Origin of the sequence: Microcoleus sp. (assembly GCF_049646505.1) — a bacterium.
In the GTDB taxonomy this organism is placed as follows: Bacteria; Cyanobacteriota; Cyanobacteriia; order Cyanobacteriales; family Microcoleaceae; genus Microcoleus.
This window is the reverse complement of the sequence record NZ_JBARVX010000423.1, coordinates 1-3,802: the sequence shown is the minus strand read 5'-3', so window position 1 is coordinate 3,802 and position 3,802 is coordinate 1. Positions and strand designations below refer to the sequence as shown.

The window sequence follows — 3,802 nt, the reverse complement described above, 5'->3', positions numbered from 1 at the left end:
CCCACAATTATGTGTAAATTATTTAATTCACGATCCTAAGTAGAAAAGCGCCAATAAACACCACTACTTCTTAGGATCGAAAACTTAATAACTTAAACACCTCCTACAGTCCTATTTCCTGTAAGTTGCTTTCCTCAAAGGAGGCAGAGCCTCCGGATCTGCATTACCAGGCAGAGCCTGGTAACGAGTAAAAGGAGGCAGAGCCTCCGCACCTGCATTACCAGGCAGAGCCTGGTAACGAGTAATAAACCGTCAAAAAAAGGATGTTTTTGCTCAAAAGAAAATCGGACTGCAGGTAACAAAAATCAAGGTAAAGCGCGAGTAGGAATCTTCGGCTTTACCTTAATTTTTTATTTTGATGCTTTATTCTGGGGCAGCTTCGCCGCCCACAACCACGTCGCGAATCCGCAAACTAGGGCCGCCGCAGCCCACGGGTAAACCGCTTTGTCCTCCTTTACCGCAGCCGCCGGATTCATCCCAGTAAAAATCGTCGCCGATCGCCTCAATATCGGCTAAAGTGCTGAAAACATTACCCGAAAGAGTCACATCCCGCACCGGATTGTCGAGCTTTCCGGATCGGATCATCCAAGCTTCCCCAGCGCTGAAAGTAAACATTTCGCCGTTAGTCATCCCGCCTTGCCAATTGCGCGCATAAACTCCTTCTTCGATCCCAGAAAATAAGTCCGGCACCGGCGTATCGCCTCTTTCGATCCAAGTATTTGTCATGCGGACGATCGGCGGATAATGATAATTCAAACAGCGAGCATTGCCGGTAGGCGTTTCTCCCAACTTTCCCGCTGTTTCCCGCGAGTGCAGCCGCCCGACTAATGCGCCGTCTTTAATTAACTGAGTCGTAGTCGCCGGAGTGCCTTCATCGTCGTAGTAATAGCTGCCTCGGTGTCCCTCCGGGGCGGCACCGTCGAAAATTTGCAAGTTTTTCGGGCCGAACTGGCGGCCGAGGGTCATCACTTCCAAAATATCGGGGTTTTCGTAGGCCATGTCGGCTTCGGAAAGGTGTCCGAAGGCTTCGTGAACGAACAATCCGGTGAGTATTGGGTCGATGACGACGGTGTAGGTGTTGCCTTGGACGGGGGGTAAGGCTAGGGAATCTACGGCGCGCTGGGCGGCGCTGCGAACTTGGGTTTCAAGTTCCATTAAATCTTCGTAAGCTTTGCGGGAACCGGTGGTTTCCCGGCCTGTTTGTACGGTTTCCCCGCTGCGGGCTGTGGCGGCAAAGCGCATTTCCATGTCTGCCCAACCTTGTTCGAGCATGGTGCCTTCGGAGGTGGCGAGGATGATGCGCTGGGTGCTGTCGCCGTAGCGCACGGAGATGGTGGCGATGCGGGGGTCTATGCTGCGTAAAATGGCTGCGTAGCGATCGCACAATTGTTTTTTGTCAATTAAGGGCACCAGACGGGGGTCTGTTCCTGTCAGCGGCAGGAAGCAAGTGTCCTGTACGGGCGTTACTGGCGCGAGAATTGTTTCTTCTTCGCCGATCAGTTTGGCCGCGGCGATGGCTTCTTCGATTCTTTCGGTGAGGGTGGAAAGTCGGTTGAAACTGGCAAAGCCCCAGCCGCCTTTGTGACAAGCTCTGACTTGACCTCCAATTGAGATTCCTTCGCTGAGGGTTTCAATTTTTTCGCCCCGCAGCAGGATGTCGGTTCCTTCGGCTTCTTCGAGTCTAATTGCTAGATAATCTACTTGGTTGCGGTAGCGTGCCATTAAGTCTGACAGCAGATTTTTTGAGTCGGCGATCGAGGTGGGCATAAGGAAAGCAGGGTGTTTGACTGCATCCATTTTGCACTTTTGTTAGGGCGATCGTCCAAAATATCCCCCGAAGCGCGGAGATTGCGACTTATTTGTACGGTTCTGCCAATATCGTTAGTTGACAAATATAGATATCCTGTGGGTGAGGAGCAAGGCGCAAGAAATTAGGCTGGTTTTTGCGATCGTGCTGCTGCTTGAATTCTTGCTCCCGAACATTCCTATAAATAAATACTTCATTCTTCACTTCTGTGAAGGTGGGCTTATAAATACTGTGAATACTTACTTTCTACCGACAATCAGTGAAATTTTAGCCTCCGAAGGCTCTGAAAATGACCTCAGTCCCGATCCGAGGTTGGCAAGGGAAAACGGCCGCCCGAAGTGTCCCTCGATGCGTGCGGCCCCTAGGCTGAAGGCTGAACAGGAATGGTACGGGGCGATCGCAACTTTGAATCAAATGCTCGCCCAACAACAAAACTGTCTCTCCCCAAATCCCAATTCTTGTCAGGGATTGGTTTTGTCCGGGCCGTCTTCGGTTTTGACAGAGCACGCTGTGGCTGGTGGCTTTGCTAATTGGATTTTTACCAGTATTCCTGACAGCGATGCAGCTTTGTGGTCTTTTCGCGCCAGACAAACTTTAGCTTTGCTACCGGCTGCCGATCGGCAAATATCTGTGCCTGCAGCGGCCCCGGCTTTGGCTTTGGCGATCGGCGATCCTTTAGCCAACGAGCAGTTTTGTTTGGTTTTAACTGCTACTTTTAGTCTGGTGATGGCTTTGGGTGAAAATTCTGCGGGAATTCCGGCTTTTCTATTTTCTTTCGACCCACAAATCGTCGCCCAAGCTTGGGAAGTTTTGCGGCGCAGGGTGACTGAAAGCGACAGTTTGCTTGCCAGTGCTGACGGCGGCATCAATTTGCCTGCCAGCCAATTAACTGCTAATAATTCTACTAAACTAGACGCGCTATTTCAACAGTTTTTGCCTGTGGCTCCCAACTATCAAACAGTCGCGCAGTTCGCCCGCTTGCTGCTGCATAATTTGCCCGTTGGGAAAGACGAAGTAGCGAGGGTAAAAACTGAAAAAATTGATGATAGTTTGAAAGAGCGGCAAAATATCAATTGCAAGTCTCATCTGCCTCATGCTACCAAAGAGGTGGAATTGCTGCAGGCGATCGCCCACGAAGTCCGCACTCCTTTGGCTACCATTCGCACCCTGACTCGGCTGCTGCTGAAACGCCCAAAACTCGATCCGGTGGTGGTCAAGCGTTTGGAAGCGATCGACGCTGAATGTACGGCTCAAATTGACCGCTTCGGTTTGATTTTCCGGGCCGTAGAAATGGAAATGTCGCAAGCCAAAAATTCAGCGGTACACCTAACAGCAATGTCCCTCGGTGAAGTGCTGCAAAATAGTATTCCCCGCTGGCAAAATGCCGCTCGCCAGCGCAACCACACTTTGGAAGTAATTGTACCGAAAAAGTTGCCGGCGGTGGTCAGCGATCCGACAATGTTGGATCAGGTTTTAACTAATTTGATTGAGAATTTTACTCGAACTTTGCCATCGGGGAGTCGCATTCAGGTGGAGGTGACTTTGGCGGGCGATCAGTTAAAATTGCAGTTAGAATCGGAGCACCTACCTGACGCTGAGGGCGAATCGACTTTTGCAGCGAATACTAATACTCCTCTAAGGTCGATCGGGCCTTTGTTGATGGTGCAGCCGGAGACTGGAAGTTTGAGTTTAAATTTGAGCGTGACTAAGAATTTATTTCGGGCTGCGGGGGGGAGATTGGTAATACGCCAGCGGCCGCAAAAAGGCGACGTAATGACCGTATTTTTGCCGCTGCAATAGTCATATTACACCCGTTAGATCACAACAAAATAAGTTTGTAGTGAGGAATGCGAGTCCTCATCTCAAATCCTCTCTTCATCGGAATAGTAAATTCACTGTTGACTGTTGACTGTTAACAGTTAACAGTTAACAGTTAATATCATGTATGAGTGCAACCGGAATTGATATTGCTCGTTACCAGGCTCTGCCTCCTTT

General features: G+C 50.0%; 2 protein-coding genes. One reads left to right on the top strand and one right to left on the bottom strand.

Annotation, left to right across the window (positions count from 1 at the left end):
* Positions 1-363 precede the first annotated feature (363 nt).
* Positions 364-1,767: a TldD/PmbA family protein gene (locus WBA89_RS20910; RefSeq protein ID WP_424409157.1), complete on the bottom strand. Its 1,404-nt coding sequence runs from the start codon at positions 1,765-1,767 to the stop codon at positions 364-366.
* A 118-nt stretch (positions 1,768-1,885) separates the two neighbouring features.
* Here WBA89_RS20910 and WBA89_RS20905 point away from each other — a divergent pair, with 118 nt between their 5' ends.
* Positions 1,886-3,607, top strand: coding sequence for a sensor histidine kinase (locus WBA89_RS20905; protein WP_424409155.1), 1,722 nt, complete (start codon positions 1,886-1,888; stop codon positions 3,605-3,607).
* Positions 3,608-3,802 lie beyond the last annotated feature (195 nt).

Coding starts and splice junctions, on each gene's coding strand:
- WBA89_RS20910 (WP_424409157.1), bottom strand. CDS start 1,767: ATGCCCACCTCGATCGCCGACTCAAAAAATCTGCTGTCAGACTTAATG.